The sequence below is a fragment of the Mycobacterium sp. NGS56 genome, from assembly GCF_059812425.1.
In genome coordinates, this window is sequence record NZ_JCALCQ010000001.1 from 1,088,965 (window position 1) to 1,104,338 (window position 15,374).

Annotated in this window: 15 protein-coding genes and 1 pseudogene; 8 read left to right on the forward strand and 8 right to left on the reverse strand. The window is 63.8% G+C overall.

The window, feature by feature from the left end; genetic code table 11:
• The 3 genes from AC5Y4F_RS05065 to AC5Y4F_RS05075 form a co-directional block, all read right to left on the reverse strand.
• Positions 1 to 1,038: a dihydrodipicolinate reductase gene (locus tag AC5Y4F_RS05065; RefSeq protein ID WP_067934743.1), complete on the reverse strand. Its 1,038-nt coding sequence runs from the start codon at positions 1,036 to 1,038 to the stop codon at positions 1 to 3.
• A gap of 88 nt (positions 1,039 to 1,126) precedes the next feature.
• The gene (locus AC5Y4F_RS05070; protein ID WP_499995363.1) at positions 1,127 to 1,930 is read right to left on the reverse strand and encodes an SDR family NAD(P)-dependent oxidoreductase; all 804 of its coding nucleotides are present in this window, start codon (positions 1,928 to 1,930) and stop codon (positions 1,127 to 1,129) included.
• Positions 1,931 to 1,934: 4 nt separating this feature from the next.
• Positions 1,935 to 2,708: an SDR family oxidoreductase gene (locus AC5Y4F_RS05075; RefSeq protein ID WP_067934629.1), complete on the reverse strand. Its 774-nt coding sequence runs from the start codon at positions 2,706 to 2,708 to the stop codon at positions 1,935 to 1,937.
• A gap of 245 nt (positions 2,709 to 2,953) precedes the next feature.
• Here AC5Y4F_RS05075 and AC5Y4F_RS05080 point away from each other — a divergent pair, with 245 nt between their 5' ends.
• The 3 genes from AC5Y4F_RS05080 to AC5Y4F_RS05090 are packed head-to-tail and all read left to right on the forward strand — an operon-like array spanning position 2,954 to position 5,824.
• A complete protein-coding gene (locus tag AC5Y4F_RS05080; protein WP_499995365.1) occupies positions 2,954 to 3,985 on the forward strand; it encodes a hypothetical protein in 1,032 nt (343 codons plus the stop codon).
• Between the two features lie 16 nt (positions 3,986 to 4,001).
• Entirely contained in the window at positions 4,002 to 5,105 is a 1,104-nt protein-coding gene (locus AC5Y4F_RS05085) for a dihydrodipicolinate reductase (protein WP_499995366.1), read from the forward strand.
• Entirely contained in the window at positions 5,102 to 5,824 is a 723-nt protein-coding gene (locus AC5Y4F_RS05090) for an alpha/beta fold hydrolase (RefSeq protein WP_499995367.1), read from the forward strand. The genes AC5Y4F_RS05085 and AC5Y4F_RS05090 overlap by 4 nt, the downstream gene beginning before the upstream one ends.
• Here AC5Y4F_RS05090 and AC5Y4F_RS05095 read toward each other — a convergent pair.
• On the reverse strand, positions 5,786 to 6,598 hold the full coding sequence (locus AC5Y4F_RS05095) for a mycofactocin-coupled SDR family oxidoreductase (protein ID WP_499995784.1): 813 nt from the start codon (positions 6,596 to 6,598) through the stop codon (positions 5,786 to 5,788). The genes AC5Y4F_RS05090 and AC5Y4F_RS05095 overlap by 39 nt on opposite strands.
• A gap of 107 nt (positions 6,599 to 6,705) precedes the next feature.
• Here AC5Y4F_RS05095 and AC5Y4F_RS05100 point away from each other — a divergent pair, with 107 nt between their 5' ends.
• Positions 6,706 to 7,488, forward strand: coding sequence for an SDR family NAD(P)-dependent oxidoreductase (locus AC5Y4F_RS05100; protein ID WP_067934622.1), 783 nt, complete (start codon positions 6,706 to 6,708; stop codon positions 7,486 to 7,488).
• Here the strand turns inward: AC5Y4F_RS05100 and AC5Y4F_RS05105 are convergent.
• From AC5Y4F_RS05105 to AC5Y4F_RS05115, 3 genes and pseudogenes are all read right to left on the reverse strand, one after another.
• Positions 7,485 to 8,564 carry an NAD(P)H-dependent amine dehydrogenase family protein gene (locus AC5Y4F_RS05105; RefSeq protein WP_499995369.1) on the reverse strand — a complete coding sequence of 360 codons (1,080 nt, stop codon included), beginning with the start codon at positions 8,562 to 8,564 and terminating at the stop codon, positions 7,485 to 7,487. The two genes, AC5Y4F_RS05100 and AC5Y4F_RS05105, sit on opposite strands and share 4 nt — an antisense overlap.
• A 30-nt stretch (positions 8,565 to 8,594) precedes the next feature.
• A pseudogene (locus tag AC5Y4F_RS05110) lies at positions 8,595 to 9,165 on the reverse strand (SDR family oxidoreductase).
• 154 nt (positions 9,166 to 9,319) lie between these two features.
• Positions 9,320 to 10,933 carry a class I adenylate-forming enzyme family protein gene (locus AC5Y4F_RS05115; RefSeq protein WP_499995371.1) on the reverse strand — a complete coding sequence of 538 codons (1,614 nt, stop codon included), beginning with the start codon at positions 10,931 to 10,933 and terminating at the stop codon, positions 9,320 to 9,322.
• 107 nt (positions 10,934 to 11,040) lie between these two features.
• Here AC5Y4F_RS05115 and AC5Y4F_RS05120 point away from each other — a divergent pair, with 107 nt between their 5' ends.
• From AC5Y4F_RS05120 to AC5Y4F_RS05135, 4 genes are all read left to right on the forward strand, one after another.
• Positions 11,041 to 11,571 (forward strand): nuclear transport factor 2 family protein, encoded by a 531-nt coding sequence (locus AC5Y4F_RS05120; protein WP_082947622.1) that lies wholly within the window; start codon positions 11,041 to 11,043, stop codon positions 11,569 to 11,571.
• Between the two features lie 136 nt (positions 11,572 to 11,707).
• Positions 11,708 to 12,940 (forward strand): CaiB/BaiF CoA transferase family protein, encoded by a 1,233-nt coding sequence (locus AC5Y4F_RS05125; RefSeq protein WP_067934613.1) that lies wholly within the window; start codon positions 11,708 to 11,710, stop codon positions 12,938 to 12,940.
• Entirely contained in the window at positions 12,937 to 14,175 is a 1,239-nt protein-coding gene (locus AC5Y4F_RS05130; RefSeq protein WP_499995373.1) for a cytochrome P450, read from the forward strand. The genes AC5Y4F_RS05125 and AC5Y4F_RS05130 overlap by 4 nt, the downstream gene beginning before the upstream one ends.
• Before the next feature lie 57 nt (positions 14,176 to 14,232).
• Positions 14,233 to 14,718, forward strand: coding sequence for a hypothetical protein (locus AC5Y4F_RS05135; RefSeq protein ID WP_231986369.1), 486 nt, complete (start codon positions 14,233 to 14,235; stop codon positions 14,716 to 14,718).
• Positions 14,719 to 14,767: 49 nt separating this feature from the next.
• Here AC5Y4F_RS05135 and AC5Y4F_RS05140 read toward each other — a convergent pair whose 3' ends face one another.
• Complete coding sequence (locus tag AC5Y4F_RS05140; protein ID WP_082947613.1) at positions 14,768 to 15,370, reverse strand: TetR/AcrR family transcriptional regulator; 603 nt, start codon at positions 15,368 to 15,370, stop codon at positions 14,768 to 14,770.
• Positions 15,371 to 15,374 lie beyond the last annotated feature (4 nt).

A 15,374-nucleotide genomic window follows, 5' to 3' on the forward strand; every position in this document is an offset into this window, starting at 1 on the left:
TCAGTCCGCGACGACGATGGGCGGATCACCGAAGCCGGTATAACTACGGATCAACGGCAGATCGGCCATGGTGGCAAAACCTGCGGGTGCGGCACATATCGCGGGTATGGCGTTGACGACCTGCAGCGCAACGGCGACCAAGCCCGCGCGGACATGCTCGGCGACCGACGCCGGCCGTGAATAGCTGGCCAGGCAAAAGAAGTGCACGCGCATCGATGGATCACCTTCGAGCGTAAGGGTCCACCCATCGTCCGGTTTAGGCCAGTGCTCCGGATACTTGCCGCCCACCGTCCATAGTGTCTCGAACTCGATAAGCGGCTCACCGTCGCGGTGTCCGACGAAGTTCCAGCGCTGACCAGCGGTCGTACCAGCGCGCACCTCATGGTCGAAGATCTGAAAGTCCTTGGTTGCCGGCACTGCGTCGACGCTGACCGTGACGTCGTCTATCGCGGCGTTCAATGTATCGGCGATGAACCATGTCTGCTGGGTGAACAGGGCGGTGTTGAAGGTCAGGAAGTCGTTTGCGGTCGGGGTGATGTGGTCGACTGGGCGACCGAACCACATTCCGTCAAACGTGATTTCGGTGCTCTCCCACAGCGACCAGTCGGCGCGCTCCTGCAGGGTGAGTCGATCGATCGTGCGACTCATGCCGGACAGCGCCAGCGGCAGCACGCCCGACAGGTTGCCCGGGTTGAGGCCGCTGGCGTGGATGGTGCTGTTGCCCTTGCGGCAGGCCGCCAGCAGCCGCCGACGGTCGGCTTGCCCGATGCGCTGGGGGTAAAACAGGAATGAGACGGTCGCGACGTTCTTCCCGCTCTCCAGCAGCGCGCACACGTCGTCGAGACTGGTGAACGACGGCGCATAGAGCACGAGATCGCAATCCGTGGACAGGATTTCGCTGACGTCGGTGGTGGCGGTGATCCCGATGGGGCTCCGTCCGACCAGCGTCCCGACGTCGACGCCGTGCTTGGAATCTGAATACACCCGCGCCCCGACCAGTTCGAGGTCGGGGCGGTAGTCGAGGATCGTGTTGATCATCTCGGTGCCCACCGCACCGGTCGCCCACTGGATTATTCGCAGCCGTCGGGATTCGCCGGTCACCTTATAGACTCCCTTCGCATGTTGATCAGATGAAGTCCGATCCGCCGTCCACGTTGACGGTGGCTCCCGTCACGTAGCCGTTTCGCCGCGACGCCAGATAGGTGGTGGCCGAGGCGATCTCTTCGGGTAGCCCGGCGCGACCGATGTCGCAGGGATGACCGTAGGTCTTTTCGACCCATTTCATCACGTCTTTCGGGTCCGACGAGTCCAGCCCGTCCGCGGCGAGGACATCACGCAGAATCTCGGTGAAGCTGGCCGTCACGATGGTGCCGGGACAGACGCAGTTGACCAGGATGCCCTCGGGGCCCAGGCTTTTGGACAGGTTCTTGGTCAAACTCGACAGTGCCGACTTGGCCGCCGTGTAGGCGACCAGTCGCGCGCTCTGGCGCTGGATCGAATGCGCCGAAAGTGTGACGATGCGAGCCCAGTCGGCCGTTCGCAGCAACGGCAGTGCGGCCCGGACCGAGCGCACGGCTGACAGCGTGCCGAGATCGAATGCGGCGTGCCAGTCATCGTCGGTGAGCTCCTCGAAGGTGCCGGCACTCGGACCGACGGTGTGCACCAGCACATTCAGGCTGTCCCAGGAATCGGCGACCGATGTAAACGCCGACGCGATGGACTCGGCGTCGGCCATATCGGCGCTGATAGCCAGGACTTCGGGGGCGCCGGCACGGCGGACGCGCTCCGCCGCAGCGTCCAGCGCTGCCCGCCCGCGCGCCATGATCGCCACCGAGGCCCCCTCGGCCCCAAAGGTTTCGGCGATCGCGAGCCCCATCCCCTTGCTTCCGCCGGTCACAACGGCCGTCGCGCCCTCGAAACCAAGGTCCATTAAGTCATCCTCTCGGGGGCGTAGGGTTTCTGATGATTCGCGGCGCCAGGTGCACGATCTCGCTGACGACCGTAGGGTTCGCACGCGAAACCGCGATCAGGGACAGCATCGCGTTGGCGACATCCTCAACGGCGGACATCTCGGCTGGAATCTGGCCGCCCTGCGCCCAGGCCCGGTACAGGTCGGCCAGCAGGTCGCGGTCTGCGCCGCGCAGGATCTCGGTGTCACACGTGGGGCCGACGCTCACCCGGATCAGGGCGAGCTCGGGGTGCTCGGCCCGCCAGGAGCGCAGGATCTCGTCGAGAGCGGCCTTGCTCGCGTGATAGGCGGCCACACCGGGGCGTGGACGACCGACGTCATGGCTCGATGCGACGACAACCGTCGCGTTTTCGGCCAGGTGGGGTAGCGCCATCCGCAGCACGTGGGAGGCACCGACGGCGTTGACGGCGTAGGCATGCAGCCAGGTCGCGACATCGGTGTCTTCGATCAGCGCGAACGGCACGACAGCGCTGGTGAATACCACCGTATCGAGGCTGCCGAACTTGGCAGCGACGTCGCCGATAACCGTTTCGACGGCACGCGGGTCCGACACATCGAGCTCGTACGCCGAACCGCTCAGCCGATCGGCCAGCTCGGACAGGACGTCCAACCGGCGCGCCGCGAGCGCCACCTCGGCGCCCCTGGAGTGGGCGGCGAGGGCCATCGCCTGTCCGATACCGGACGATGCCCCGATGATCAGCATCCGCGTCCCCGCGATGTTGGAGTGTCGGTCGGCCATACCCGTTTCCTTCGCCAGATAGTCAGCCGATTCTCTCATGCGAGAATTGTTATTCTCGTCCGGGGTGCTTGAGACGAGCCCCGCTCGCCGAATAGGAGGCCGCGTGGTCGTTCATCTTGATTACCTCAATTTCGAGGGCAAGGTCGTGCTGGCCCGGCTGGATGGTATCGCGACGACCAGGGGACGTGGACGAACATGCCCGTGATCAAGGGCGACAGCGGAATGCCCGCGGACACGGTCGCGACATGACGAATACCCTTGATTCCAGGACGCATTCATCGTCGCGGACCTGGGTGGGGTGGGCAATCTTCGTCGTCGCCTACCTGGCCTTCGCGGTCGTCACAGTAGCGAGCATCCAATCGGGCACACACGGCGACCCGCGGACCACCAATCCCGACCCGACCGCGCCGCCGTATCCGCCGTTCCTCGGTTTCGACAACTGGCCGCTGGCTGTCGCCCTCAGTTCCATTCCGATGGCGATCGGCTTGATCGCGACATTGGTATGGCTCTCGGTCCGGCAGCGCAAGGTGCACTGGACCGTGGTCATCGCGTTCGCCGGCCTCATCACCGGAGCGCTGGATCCCCTGGCCAACTGGGCGACCTTCGCGATCTTCGACCCGCGCATGCTGCACTTCCCCCTGTCGTGGCCGTATGTGAACATCTCGCCGAACCTCGAGCCCGCGTTGGCCTTTCTCGGCGGATATGCCGCCTACTACCTGCTCAATGGTCTGGGATTCCTGCAATTGCATGACCGATTCATCGACCCGCCGATGCAACGCAACGCCTGGCTGGCCCGCCATCGTCTGGTCGGGGTCTTCATCGGCGCAACAATCGTCGCAGTCCCCATTAACGGGTTGATCCAGTTCACCTGGATGCGTTTCGGCATCTTCTTCTACACCGAGGCCGTCGGTCCAACGCTGCAGATCGGCCATATTCATTTCCCACTGATCATGGCGGTCTACGACTCCATCATCTTCGGCATGGTCGCCGTGATGTGCGTCCGCGACAATAGTGGCGAGCTGATCCTGATCAACCGGATCGCCCGGCGGCTCCCGGCGCGGCCCGGAGGTAGCACGGTCACGTTGACGCGCCAGCTGCTGATTTCCTTGGCGGTGGGTCTCGTCTCCTTCGCGGCGCCGCTGGCGGCGCTGTCCGGGTTGCGGGTCGCGGGATTGTCCAAACCCGCCTACGAGCAGAACCCGTATCCGAATATCAAGTTGTACGACCCGTACGGGCATCTCGAGCGATCGGGCAAGCCCGGTCCTTTCTACAAGTAGACCGCAGGGAGTCTTGATGGGTGATTACACGGCCGCCCGCTATCGCGTCGCTCATATCGGCACGGGACTCACCGGGCGGGAAGCATTGCGGGCCACGATTCTCGACCCCGCACTGGAGCTCGTCGGAGTGAAGGTCTCCACGCCGGGCAAGATCGGATCCGATGCGGGCGGCCTCTGCGGCTTGGCGGATGTTGGCGTCACGGCAACAGGAGACGTCGCGGAAATCGTTGGACTGAAACCCGACTGCGTGACCTACTGCGCGACAGCGGTCCGTCGGGAGGATGATGCGGTCGCCGACATTGCCGTGCTGCTGGCGGCGGGGATCAATGTCGTGACGATCTCGACGATCCCACTCGTGTATCCGCCCGCTGCGCCACCCCGCTGGCGCACCGCGCTCGATCAAGCGGCGCGCAAAGGCAATTCGACGTTTTACGCTACCGGTAGCGAGCCCGGCTTCATCAGTCTCAACCTGCCCACCGCCCTGCTTTCCGGCGTGGGCAGGGTGGATTCGTACCGGATGGATGAATACGCGCTCGACCTGGATAAGTCGTATCCAATCTGGGATGTGTTGCACGAGTCGATGGGTTTCGGCAAGCCCGACGGCCACGTGCCCGCCCGGATAGCCTCCGGCAAGGTGAATCATGACTGGGAGACGGTCGTGCGCTATATCGCGGGCGTACTCGGCATCGACCTCGACCGCGTAGAACTGGACTGGGAGACCCTGCTCGCTCCAGCCGACCTGTCAACCGCCATCGGCGTGGTGCCGGCCGGAACGATTTGCGCGCATCGCTGGCAGTTGTCGGGGGTCGTCGACGACCGAAAAGTGGTGGCAGTGCAATATTTCGCGACGGTGAGTTCGACGCCATGGCCCGACCGCTGGCCGAAACCCTCACGCCAGGGACAGGGCGGGATGGTGTTCCGCGTTCAGGGCGACCCCAGCGTGAGCCTGGAGCTGTATTTGGAACAGTCCGAGGAAGGCCGGGTCAATCCCGGAATCACGGCCACGGCGATGGCCGCCGTAAATGCAATTCCTCGCGTGGTGGACGCCGCCCCCGGCGTCATCGAATTGCCTTTGGCCGGGCCTGAAATCGTCGGCAGACTCTCGCGAGCGGCACGTTGACCCTTTTCACCCTGCTGCACGGCGGGATGCATTTCGGATCGTCCTGGGACGCGGTCACTCAAGAGCTTGTGCGGCAGGGCCACCAGGTCGTCGCACCGGACCTGCCGGTCGACGACGACTCGGCCGGCGCGGGGGACTGGGCGCGAGTGGCGCTCGACGCGATAGAGCGTGCCGTCCAGGACTGGGCACCGACGAATGTTGTGGTGGTGGCGCATTCGATTTCGGGACTGTGTGCGCCCGTCCTCGCCACGCTGTACCCGGTGTCCCGGCTGGTATTCGTCGCTGGCCTGCTGCCGGTGACCGGCCAGTCGTTCGTCGAACATCTGGCCGCCAACCCCGACGCCATCACGTTCCCGGAGCCACAAGAGCACGGTGCCGGGCCCTTCGGATTGACCTGGGAGTCCGTGCGTGACGGCTTCTACCACGACTGTCCGGAAGCACTCGCCCGGCGGGCTTTTGACGAACTGCGGCACCAATCATTCACCGTGTTCACCGAGCGTTGCCCGATCGATCGGTGGCCCGACGCGCCCACGACCTACGTACTCATGCGCGACGACCGTGCGGTGGGAGAGTCGTGGGCTCGGCGCAATGCGGTCGACAGAATCGGGGCGTCGATCGTCGAGTTGGACGGCGGCCATTCGCCCTTCTACTCACGGCCGGCGGAGCTGACCGCGATCCTGCTAGGCCTGGGCAACCCCGACGTCGACGGATATAGCTGAGGCGGTAACGAATTTCGACTCGTCTGAGGCCAGCCACGCGACCGCGTTCGCGACATCCTCGGGCATCGTCACCGCATTGGGCAGGAGCTGCTTGCTGAAGCCGAATTGAGGGAGGGAGTAGGACTCCGCGGCCTGTTGCATCGCTTCGATCATCCGGCCACTGCCCATCGGCGTCGCAACCGACCCCGGGTGCAGGCTGTTCACCCGGATGTTGTAACGGCCGAGTTCCACCGCGAACGAGCGAGCGAGCCCCGTGACGCCGTGCTTACTTGCCGTATAGGCGACCATGAACGGCTCCATCTTCACCCCCGCTACCGATCCGATGAGAATGATCGACCCGCCGCGTCCTCCGGCAATGATGTGCTTGGCGCCGGCCATCACAGTGTTCCACGTACCGACCAGGTTGATGTTGACGGTGTCCTGAAAATCGCTGGGGGAGACCTGATCCCAGGGGGCTGGACAACATATGCCCGCGTTGGCAACGATCACGTCGAGCCGGCCCAGCTCGACCACTCCTTTGTCGACGGCCGCGCACAGGGCGGGGTGATCGCGCGTGTCCACCATCGCCGTGACGGCACGCCTGCCGTTGGCGGCGACAAGGTCGGCGGTTTCCGCCAACTCGTCCGGGGTGGCCGAATCGTAGGGGACGCTGGGCGGCAATGGGCCGGCAATGTCGACGAGGATTGTGTCGGCACCATCCGCACTGAGCCTGACGGCGTGCGCGCGGCCCTGGCCGCGGGCGGCACCGGTGATGAGGACGACCTTGCCGGTCATGTCTGGCACACCGGTACGGTACACCAACGCACCAGCGCAGAGAACCAGCTTTACCTTTAAGCGAGAATTAGTATTCTACCCTTGGTACTCAACGAAGGAGTGATGCAATGGGCGCACTCGACGGTCAGACCGCTTTCATCCTCGGCGCATCGGCTGGAATTGCCCAAGCGAGCGCGAGGCTGTTGGCCGCCGATGGTGCGACGCTTTATCTTCTCGGGCGATCGGGGGAGCGCCTCAATGCGACCCGTGACGGGATCCTCGCCGTCGCACCGGACGCCGAAATCGTGACCCATAAGGGTGATCCGGAGGACGAGGCTACCGTCGCGGCAGCCGCGCAGGCGGCCTACCACGTCAAGGGGCGGCTGGACATCGTGGTCGGCACCGTGGCCATCGGGGGCACCGGCCCGCTGATCGAGCAGGACCTTGAGACCTTCACCAATTTCGTGATGGGCAATCTGCGGTCGAACTTCCTCGCGATGCGTTACTCGGCGCCACTCATGACGAACGGTGGATCGATCGTGTTCATCTCGTCCACGTCGTCGAAGATTCCGATGGAGGGTCTGGGCCACTACTCGGCGGGCAAAGCCGCGCTGGAGATGATGATCCGCGTCGCGGCATCCGAGCTCGGTCCGAAGGGAATTCGCGTCAACGCCGTCCGGCCGGGCTTGACCGAGGCGGCCACCACCCAGGGCTACATTCACCTGGAAGAGCTGACCAGCAGCTTCCTCGAGCGCGTTCCGCTGGGCCGACTTGGGGTGTCCGACGATATCGCGCCCGGCGTCCGTTATCTGGCGGGCCCTGAGTCGAGTTGGATGACCGGGCAGAGCTTTGCGATCGACGGCGGCAACGAGGTCAGGGGCGCACCCCGCGGCCCGATGTTCACCGTTTAGCCGAAATCCAAAGCATCGCGGGGCGCGGTGATCGGCAGATCCAGTGAGGTCGCGATGCCGGGGGCCGCGTCGATGACGTACGGGATGGCATTCACCACGCGCATGGCCGTCGCCTCCATCGCGTTGTCGTTCCCCGATGCCGGGGTGTCTTCGGTGCCGAAGCGAAGATCGCAGTGGATGTGGGGTTCGCCCTCGATGACGATGCGATAGGTGCCGTTCGGCGCCGAGGCCCATTCGGGTGCCAAGTCGGGCGCCATACGGTTGATGTGCTCGATGGTGATCATCGGATGGCCGTTGACCACCCCGGTCGTCTCGGCCCGCACCGCTCCGCAGGTGCCTGCTGGAATCAGTCCGCACGCCACGTGCAGGTCGCGCGGCGTGATCACCCGTTCATAGCTTTCGGTGACCTCGTCAAGCTCGACTCCTAATGCGCGCGCCACCAGGCCAATAGGTGGTCCCCAGGCGAACTGCTGTGCGCCCTGAAGCTCCAGCATCGGGGTGAAGTCCAGCGGACGGCCGAAGCCCATCGCGTCGAACATCAAGTACTCGTTGGGGTAAGCCGAGTAATCGAAGATCTCCTGCGCGCGAACCGAGCGGATGGTGTTGGACAAGGTCGACAGTATGACGGCGAACTGGTCGCCGGCGAATCCCGGTTCGATACCTGACGTGTATATCGTGACGCCGCCCGCGAGTGCCGCGGCACGCACCTGATCGGCCAATTCCGGAATCCACCTGTCGGGAAACATCATTCCCGGCGTGTTGGTGGTGACGACGTTGATGCCGGCCTTCAGAAAGCAGACATAATCGCGGACCGCCGCCGCATCCATGTCGGCGCTTGTGGCCGCATAGACCACGCAGTCGGGCTTGAGTTTGATGATGTCGTCGAGATCGGCAGTGGTCGTTACGCCGATGAGGCCGAGCCCGACAACCTCGCCGGCGTCGCGGCCGGTCTTCTCGGGGCTGTGCACCCATACACCGACCAGATCGAGGTGCGCGCGGCGGTTGATCGCGCGTAACGCGATGCTGCCCACGCCGCCTGTCGAGATAACTGCTACGCGTAAGACCCTGTCCGCCAATGTGATTGCTCCTTTGTCGGGTGCTGCTGGTTACAGATCGGGGATGGGGAGGGATGAATTCGGCCCCTGTAGGCCCCCATCGACGATGAAGGTTGAGTTGGTGGCGTAGCAATCGCGAGTGCACAGATACAACGTCAGTCGGCCGAGGTCTGCGACGTCGCCGATACGATGCAACGGCGTCAACTCCTTCAGTTTCTCCTCGGAGTCCGGCATCAGGTCGAAGCTGGATTGCAGCCCGGTCGTCATAAACGCGCCAAGGGCGATGGCATTGACGCGGATTTTCGGTGCAAGCTCGCAGTAGTCGAAGGTCTGTCGGAGGTTGTCGTCGGTGCGGCCCAGAAATGGGCCGAGGTCGCGAATCCCACGTTGTTGACCAGGATGTCGATGCGGCCGAACTCATCGACCGCCGTCCGCACCACGCGCTCGCTGTCCGCGCATCTCTTTCCGGGGCGGGCCGATTCGGAATCCGTGGATTGTTGCCCTAAACCGACGACGGTGGCGCCCGCTTCCGCGAGTACCTTGGCGATGCCTTCGCCGACGCCGCGCCCGGCGCCGTCAGTATCGCAACCTGACCGTCTAACTTGAACTGTTCGAGTGCCACGAAGCGCCTCTCTGCAGCGGTGGTCGAGTGTGCCGCGGCAAATCTACCGCAATGAGAATTATTGTTCTCCGAGATTGGAAATTGTCCTTGATGGGTGCGGCGTTCCGTTGACGCTGATGGCCACCGAAATGCCCGACGGCCAGCCGGCTGCGCCCTAGGGGTGCGCCAGCAACCCGCTGAGCCGCTGCGCTAACTCCGACTTCTTGACCTTGCCGGTCGCGGTGAACGGGAGGTCCTGTTTTGCGGTGACCCAGATGAACTTGGGCACCTTGTAGGTGGACAGCCGGTCACGCAGCTGAGCCCGCAGGGACTCGCCGTCGAGAGTCGATTCCCCGCGCGGCACCACGGCCGCGGCGACTACCGTCCCGTGCTCCGGGCTTTCTGCCCCGACGACGTACGCCTCAAGCACGCCGTCGCAGTCACCAAGCGCCAGTTCGACTTCGCTCGGCGTGACGTTGGTGCCGCCGCTGGTTTTGATCAGATCCCCCAGCCGTCCGGTGAACTTGATCCAGCCGTCGTCGTACTCAACTCCGCAGTCACCCGTCCGGTAGTAGCCATCCGGGGTGAACACCTCCTCGCGCTCACGTTTGTGCAGACGCTGCATCAATGAGTAACCGCGAACCCATATTTCGCCCGGCGCGCCGACGGGCGCCGGCTGTCCTGTGTCAGGGTCGACGAGCAGATGCTGCAACCCTTCGATGGGTGGGCCGCCGGTTTCGGAGCGCTCGGGCGGCTGCGGCAGATACGGGTCGACGCCGAGGTGATTGCCGCACAGCTCGGTCATCCCAAGGCCGCTGGAGCCCTTGGGCTGACGCTCGGGTGGCACCATCGCGGGCATGCTGGTGCGGTGCACCGAACTCAGATCGCGGGCAGAGAACTCGGGATGTTCGGCCAATGTTTTACCCTGCTGCGGCCAGCCCAGCGCGATGGTCGCGCGGTGTCGCTCCATGAGTTCCAACGCCTCTGCTGCGTCGAATGCGGGCTGGGTCACCAGCGTCGCGCCGTGGTGGATCACCGCGTGCAATCCGGTGATCAGCCCGCCCACCCAGAAGAAGGGCATGGAGGTGAACATCACGTCGTCGTGGGTGACGGCGTACATAAACGTGAGGTTGTAGGTGTGGCGGACCAGTGTGCCCTGGCTGTGTACGGGTCCCTTGGGGTCGCCGGTACTGCCTGAGGTGTAGATGATCATCGCGTCATCGGCCGGTGTCACACACGATTCGACGGAGACGAGAAAGTCGGTGTCGGTATGCGACTGCGTGTCCCCGTCCGTGATCGTTGTCGTCCAGGCCCGATCGGATGGCGCCCACACCGCAACCGTGCGGAGGAATGGGGCCTCGCGTACCGCGATGCGGCCCGGTTCGCGCTGATCGGCCAGCCCGGGCAGCGCATCCTGCAGACGAGCGAGGAAGTCATGGTTGCGGAACCGCGACCACGTGAGAATCGCCCGAAGGTCGGCATGGCGGACAGTCCAGGCCAGTTCGGAACCCTTGTAGAAGGTGTTGAGCGGAACGGCGACCGCCCCGATGCGTGTCGTGGCAAACCATGCCAATGCCCACTCGATGCTGTTGGGCATCAGGATTCCGACGTGGTCGCCCTTGCCGATGCCCTCGGCGATCAGATTAGTCGCTAGTGCGGCCGAGCGCCGGTCAAGCTCGGTATAGGTCAATTCCTGCCCGTCGGCGATAAGGAAGGGCCTGTCCCCGAACCGGCCCGAGCATGACCTCACCAGTGTCGGAATCGTGGGCGAAATGTTCGGGAAGGGCATGAGCGCAGGATAGTAGGCTTTCCGGATTACGAGAACACCTGTTCTCATTGCTGGCTACACTTTCCGTCATGGCGTCAGATTCGTCGAGTCCGAGCGCCGAGGAACGGTTGGACCGGCTGGAGTCCAGCATCGCAATCGGCCAGCTGCCGAGCAGGTATGCGATGGCCCTCGACGCCCGTGACCTCGACACACTGGTGGACTTGTTCGTCGACGATGTCGACGCGGGTGCGGAGGGCGCAGGCAGGGCGGCGTTGAAGCGTTGGTACGACCGTGTGCTGCGGCGGTTTTACCGGAGCATTCACCTGATCTGTGGTCATCACTTCGACCTCGTCGACGCCGACCATGCGATCGGATCTGTCTACTGCCGCGCGGAACACGAGGACGGTGACGGGTGGTACGTGATCACGATGCGTTACGACGACGTCTACGAGCGCCGCGAGGGCCGGTGGTGCTTCGTCAAGCGACGTGAACACCCTTGGTATTCGGTCGACGTGACGGAGCGCCCAGGTCCGGAGTTCATGCGCTGGCCGACCGACATTCAATTGCGCGCGGCCATGCCCCAGCGGATGCCGACGTGGCGCGCCTTCTGGGACAACGGAGACCCGGCGCTGCCCGCACGACTGTCGGCGCGCCCGTAGCCCTGGGTACTCGCACCGCGGTCGTCGGCCGATGCGGTTTACAAATAGGTACGAAACTGGGATTCTCGTAGAATGCAAATGAGCGTTATCGCCGTTGCTGATCTGTTTGTGTGCTCGCACCCTCGCACCGCACCCCATGGAGGCCGTCATTTCCATCGACAAAGTTCTCAGCGGTGTCCGCGTGCTGGAGGTTGCCGCCTGGACCTTCGTGCCGTCGGCCGGCGCCGTCCTGGCGGAGTGGGGGGCCGAGGTCATAAAGGTCGAGCCGCGCCAGGGCGGTGACCCGCAGCGCGGGCTCGTCACGATGGGCATCGTCGACGAGGGCGGCGGCACGGTCAACTACATGATCGAGATACCCAATCGGGGTAAGAAGTCGATCGGCGTCGACCTCAGTACCCCCGGTGGCCAAGACGTCATCCGCAAGCTTGCCGCGACGTGTGATGTCTTTCTCACCAGTTATTTGCCAAGCCGCCGCAGAAAACTGGGCATCGACGTCGACGACATCACGGCTGCCAACCCCAGCATCGTCTACGTGCGAGGGTCGGGCCACGGGCCGAAGGGGCCCGACTCGGACAAGCCGGGCTATGACGGCGTCTCTTACTGGGCGCGCGGCGGTATTGCCACCGTGCTCACTGAAGACGCTGATGAGCTGGTGCGCTCGCGGCCGGCCTTTGGCGACCTGCTCGGGGGGATGACGATCGCGGGCGGAATCGCGGCCGCGTTGTACAAAAAGGCCACTACCGGCCGGGGATCGGTGGTGGATGTTTCCCTGCTGGGATTGGCGGCCTGGAACCTCAGCCCCGATGTCGCCGTAAGCCAGATCCACGGCGGCGGCGCGGTTCCGAAGTACAGCCACGCCGACGCACCCAATCCCTTAGTGGGGACCTACCGCACCAAAGATGACCGCTACGTCCAGCTGATGATGCTGCAACTGGACAAGTTCTATCCGGAAACGATGCGCGCCATCGGTCTACCCGAGTTGATCGATGATGTCCGATTCGCCGATCCCGCTGCGCGTTTCGCTAATCGCGCAGAGCTGATCTCGCTGATGGACGATGCGTTCGCGCAACGTACACTCGCACAATGGCGTGAAGCGCTGGCCGACGTTTCCGGCGCCTGGGGCGTGGTTCAGACGCCGGGGGAGCTGTGCCACGACCCGGCTGTGACCGCGAATGGCTATATCGCCAACACCATGACGATGAATGGTTCGCCGTACTCACTGCCCACGAACCCGGTTCAATTCGACGAACAGGCCGTTGTACCGTCGGGGGCACCCGAGCACGGCCAACACACCGAAGAGGTGTTGATGGATGCGGGCTTGGATTGGGACACCATCATGGGCTATAAGGAAGCCGGAGCGATCCTATGAGCCCGACCGCGCCGCAGGTTGTTTCCGGTGACTCCGTCGAGTTCGACCCCTTCTCGGAAGACTTCTTCAACGGAGCGTTCGACACCTACCGGCGGTTGCGCGACACGGCTCCGGTCTATTACAGCGCGAAGTGGGATTTCTGGGCGCTGACCCGCTACGACGACGTTGCGCGCGCAACCAAAGACCACGAAACCTTTTCATCGGCTAAGGGCGCCACGTTGGACATGGTTCAGGCGCACGACGACGCACTGCCAGTTCCCAAAGTGATCATCTCGATGGATCCACCCGAACATCAGAAGATGCGAAAGCTGGTGAGCAACGTTTTCACTCCGCGCGCCATCGCCTCGCTGGAAGACATGGTGCGCGAAAAGGTTTACGAACGCATTCACGCGCTCGACGCATCCTCCTTCGACGTGGTGGCCGACTTCTCGGCACTGTTTCCGAACGAGGTCATCACCACCATGCTGGGTGTGCCGAAGCAGGACCGCGACCAGATTCGGGTCTGGCTCGATCTGCTCATTGAACGACGCCCAGGTGAGATCGCCACCACCCGAGCAGGTTTCGAGGCCTCCACAAAGACCGGGATCTACTACTACAACCTGGTCCAGCAGCGTCGCGCCGAGCCCCGCGACGACATGATCAGCCGACTCATCGAGACCGAGATCGAGCGAGACGGCCAGGTGGAGAAGCTCACTGACGTGGATATCACCGGGTTCGCGACCATGCTCGGGGGAGCAGGCGCAGAGACCGTGACCAAGCTCGTCGGCAACGCCATGGTTGCCTTCGCCGACTTTCCGGACCAGTGGAACAAGCTGCGTGCTGACCGGAGCAGGATTCCCGCGGCGATCGAAGAGCTATTGCGCTACGAGGCACCGTCGCAGTATCAGATCCGCACCGCCACCCGCGATGTCACGTTGCACGGCAGCACAATTCCCGCGGGCAGCGCCGTCCTGCTCGTTACGGGCGCGGCGACACGCGATGAGCGGATGTTTCCGGATCCCGATCGACTCGACATCGACCGGGAACGCAAGATGGGTTTCAACCTCGCGTTCGGTTACGGCGTGCACAGCTGCCTGGGGGCGGCGCTGGCGAGGATGGAGAGCCGCATCGCGCTGGAGGCTCTGCTTGACCTCATCCCGGAGTACGAAATCGATCGCAGCGGGTTGCGGCGGGTCGCGATGTCGAATGTCTGTGGCTGGTCCAATGTTCCCGTGCGTAAGAAGGGGACAACGTGATGTCGGATCGAGCGACTGCACCGCAGGATCGCCCATGCAAAATGGGAAACGTACGCGATGGCTCCGGAGACCAAGAAGATCAGCTACGGCGATGAGTGGATCTACGCACCGGACGCGGTGATGATGTGCCCCCTCTTCAACAACGGGGCGGAGAGCCCGATGGCGAACCTCGCGTCTGATGAGGTCCTGGAGGCGATGCAGAACTTCGCGCCGGATGGTGACATGCCCACTTGCGAATTTCGCATGTGGTGGAAGCACTTGCCCGACTTTCGGATCGTTACGCGGTTTGACTGCGCGGCCGCAGATTGGGGGTTCGCGGTCCGCGACACCTATGCGGGAACGCTGGCCGACGGGACCGTGCTCGAACTCCACGAATGGGACTACGCGTGGACCAACGAGGAGGGCCACATCACTCGTTGGGACTGGTTCGTCGATTCCCCGGAGTGGTACCCCTTCGTCGAGCTCATCGGCCTCGATCCCAACGGTCTGACGTACCAGGCATACACCGTCAACTTCCTCCGTGAAGGCAGCATTTCGAGATGATTTCCGGATGCGGCTGCAGAGCCAAGGGTGCAACGCTGCCCGCGAGCGACTAGCGCGTCCTGAACCGGCCGTTTAAGAATCCGCGCACCACGTAGCCGCGGATGAAGTCGGCGACGGCGTCGTCGTTACCCATGTCGAGATAGGGCGACGGAGTTGTGAACAGCGAGAACAACATCCGAGCGAACCACTCCGTTGCCGCGCGGATGTCGAGGTCAGAGCGCACCTCGCCGGTGAGCCGCGCGGCCGAGACATAGGGCGCGAGAAACTCGCTGCATTCCCGCAGGAGAGTCGAGGCGTTCTTGGTCAACATCAGGTTGACCTCTTCTTGGTCGAAATACGACTCGGGCTCCACCACCCGACGGGCCTGGGTGACAAAGACGCCGGCGCGTACCAACTTGTCCTCTAGCGTGCTCCCGCCGTGGCGGTCGATCGCCTTGGCCAGCCTGCGATAGAAGCTCTGCGAGGCCGCTTCCGCGCAGGACTCGACGATCGTTTCCTTGTCCCGGAAATACTCGTAGAACGTGCTCCTGGAAACACCTGCGGCCCTGGCGATGTCGACGATCGTCGTCTTCCGCAAGCCCTGTGTGCGAAAGCATGCGAACGCGGCCGAGATGAGTACTGCGCGTGTGTCGACCGCGGTCGCGTGCGTCACCAGG